General features: G+C 57.9%; 2 rRNA genes. Both read left to right on the forward strand.

From position 1 onward, the window contains the following. The first annotated feature begins 4 nt into the window (after window positions 1–4). Window positions 5–1543: ribosomal RNA gene (locus Q0967_RS17180) — 16S ribosomal RNA — on the forward strand. 466 nt (window positions 1544–2009) lie between these two features. After that, window positions 2010–3605 (forward strand): 23S ribosomal RNA (locus Q0967_RS17185); the annotation flags it as partial.

The following is a 3605-nucleotide window of genomic DNA, read 5'->3' on the forward strand; positions in this document are numbered from 1 at the left end:
TTTTTTATCGGAGAGTTTGATCCTGGCTCAGGACGAACGCTGGCGGCGTGCTTAACACATGCAAGTCGAACGATGAAGCGGTGCTTGCACCGTGGATTAGTGGCGAACGGGTGAGTAACACGTGAGTAACCTGCCTTCCACTCTGGGATAAGCGCTGGAAACGGCGTCTAATACTGGATATGACATTGCCCTGCATGGGGTGGTGTGGAAAGATTTAGTTCGGTGGTAGATGGACTCGCGGCCTATCAGCTTGTTGGTGGGGTAATGGCCTACCAAGGCGACGACGGGTAGCCGGCCTGAGAGGGTGACCGGCCACACTGGGACTGAGACACGGCCCAGACTCCTACGGGAGGCAGCAGTGGGGAATATTGCACAATGGGCGAAAGCCTGATGCAGCGACGCCGCGTGAGGGATGACGGCCTTCGGGTTGTAAACCTCTTTCAGCCTTGACGAAGCCCTCTTTGGGGGTGACGGTAGGGGCAGAAGAAGCACCGGCTAACTACGTGCCAGCAGCCGCGGTAATACGTAGGGTGCGAGCGTTGTCCGGAATTATTGGGCGTAAAGAGCTTGTAGGCGGCTTGTCGCGTCTGCTGTGAAAGCCCGGGGCTTAACCCCGGGTCTGCAGTGGGTACGGGCAGGCTAGAGTGTGGTAGGGGAGACTGGAATTCCTGGTGTAGCGGTGGAATGCGCAGATATCAGGAGGAACACCGATGGCGAAGGCAGGTCTCTGGGCCACTACTGACGCTGAGAAGCGAAAGCGTGGGGAGCGAACAGGATTAGATACCCTGGTAGTCCACGCCGTAAACGTTGGGCGCTAGGTGTGGGTCCCATTCCACGGGGTCCGTGCCGCAGCTAACGCATTAAGCGCCCCGCCTGGGGAGTACGGCCGCAAGGCTAAAACTCAAAGGAATTGACGGGGGCCCGCACAAGCGGCGGAGCATGCGGATTAATTCGATGCAACGCGAAGAACCTTACCAAGGCTTGACATACACCGGACGACTGCAGAGATGTGGTTTCCCTTTGTGGCTGGTGTACAGGTGGTGCATGGTTGTCGTCAGCTCGTGTCGTGAGATGTTGGGTTAAGTCCCGCAACGAGCGCAACCCTCGTTCCATGTTGCCAGCAACACCTTTTGGGTGGTTGGGGACTCATGGGAGACTGCCGGGGTCAACTCGGAGGAAGGTGGGGATGACGTCAAATCATCATGCCCCTTACGTCTTGGGCTTCACGCATGCTACAATGGCCGGTACAAAGGGCTGCGATCCCGTGAGGGGGAGCGAATCCCAGAAAGCCGGTCTCAGTTCGGATTGGGGTCTGCAACTCGACCCCATGAAGTCGGAGTCGCTAGTAATCGCAGATCAGCAACGCTGCGGTGAATACGTTCCCGGGCCTTGTACACACCGCCCGTCAAGTCACGAAAGTCGGTAACACCCGAAGCCGGTGGCCCAACCCTTGTGGAGGGAGCTGTCGAAGGTGGGACTGGTGATTGGGACTAAGTCGTAACAAGGTAGCCGTACCGGAAGGTGCGGCTGGATCACCTCCTTTCTAAGGAGCTTGAAGTTCGAGCGTCTCCTGCCTGTGGGTGGGGGTGCTTGCGCCCCGTGGTGCACCCGAGTGTGGTGTCCGGGGTTGCTTCTGGGTGGAACATCAAGATTCTGTCGCCCCGTGCCGGGGTGGTGTCGCTCGTGGTGAGTACGGGCTGTCCTGGGTGTGGTCCCCTTCGGGGGGCTGGTGCCTGGGTGGTCGTGGAAAGTTGGGGTGGTGTCGCCTGGTGGGGGTGCAAACACGCTGTTGGGTCCTGAGGGATCGGGCCGTCGTCTCCTGTCGTGCACCTTTGGGGTGTGTGGCGGGGGGTGGTGTGTCGGGTTGCTCATGCTGGGGCCACGTGCTGGGTGTCATACCCGCTTCCACCTGATCGGTGGGGGTGTGTGGTGGCGGTCTGGTTGGTGGTGGCTGGTTGTTGGTTGAGAACTGTACAGTGGACGCGAGCATCTGTATCTTTGTTGCTTTTTGTTAAGTTTTTAAGAGCGCACGGTGGATGCCTTGGCACGAGGAACCGAAGAAGGACGTAGGAATCTGCGATAAGCCTCGGGGAGTCGATAACCAGACTGTGATCCGAGGGTGTCCGAATGGGGAAACCCGGCCAGCTTCATCGCTGGTCACCCGCACCTGAATATATAGGGTGTGTGGAGGGAACGTGGGGAAGTGAAACATCTCAGTACCCACAGGAAGAGAAAACAACATGTGATTCCGTGAGTAGTGGCGAGCGAAAGCGGATGAGGCTAAACCGTAGTTGTGTGATACCTGGTAGGGGTTGCAGCTGCGGGGTTGTGGGAGTGGCGCGTACCGGGTCTACCAGCCTGGTGCACAGTAAGAAATCGCGTGGTGTAGGTGAAGGGTCTGGAAAGGCCTGGCGTAGACGGTGAGACCCCGGTAGCCGAAACACCCGTGACTGTGTGTGCCGCCTCCCGAGTAGTACGGGGCCCGAGAAATCCCGTACGAATCTGGCAGGACCACCTGCTAAGCCTAAATATTCCCTCGTGACCGATAGCGGACAAGTACCGTGAGGGAAAGGTGAAAAGTACCCCGGGAGGGGAGTGAAATAGTTCCTGAAACCGTGCGCTTACAATCCGTCGGAGCCATGCCTTGTGTGTGGTGACGGCGTGCCTTTTGAAGAATGAGCCTGCGAGTTAGTGCTCAGTGGCGAGGTTAACCCGTGTGGGGAAGCCGTAGCGAAAGCGAGTCCGAACAGGGCGCCCATAGTCGCTGGGTCTAGACCCGAAGCGGAGTGATCTACCCATGGCCAGGGTGAAGCGCGGGTAAGACCGCGTGGAGGCCCGAACCCACTTAGGTTGAAAACTGAGGGGATGAGCTGTGGGTAGGGGTGAAAGGCCAATCAAACTCCGTGATAGCTGGTTCTCCCCGAAATGCATTTAGGTGCAGCGTCATGTGTTTCTTGCCGGAGGTAGAGCTACTGGATGGCTGATGGGCCTTACCGGGTTACTGACGTCAGCCAAACTCCGAATGCCGGTAAGTGAGAGCATGGCAGTGAGACTGCGGGGGATAAGCTTCGTAGTCGAGAGGGAAACAGCCCAGATCACCAGCTAAGGTCCCTAAGCGTGTGCTAAGTGGGAAAGGATGTGGAGTTGCGAAGACAACCAGGAGGTTGGCTTAGAAGCAGCCACCCTTGAAAGAGTGCGTAATAGCTCACTGGTCAAGTGATTCCGCGCCGACAATGTAGCGGGGCTCAAGCACACCACCGAAGCTGTGGCATCAGTACTTTCGCTCAGCATCACCTTTCGTGGGTGGTGTTCAGGCGTGCTGATGGGTAGGGGAGCGTCGTGCCGGGAGTGAAGCATCCGAGTGATCGAGGTGTGGATCCGGCACGAGTGAGAATGCAGGCATGAGTAGCGAATGAAGAGTGAGAAACTCTTCCGCCGAATCACCAAGGGTTCCAGGGTCAAGCTAATCTGCCCTGGGTAAGTCGGGACCTAAGGCGAGGCCGACAGGCGTAGTCGATGGACATCCGGTTGATATTCCGGAACCGGCGAAGAACCGACCCATACCGAATCCGGGGATGCTAAGCGCCTGAAGCCACCCAACGGCT

It is taken from the genome of uncultured Serinicoccus sp. (assembly GCF_947500995.1).
Lineage (GTDB): Bacteria > Actinomycetota > Actinomycetes > Actinomycetales > Dermatophilaceae > Ornithinicoccus.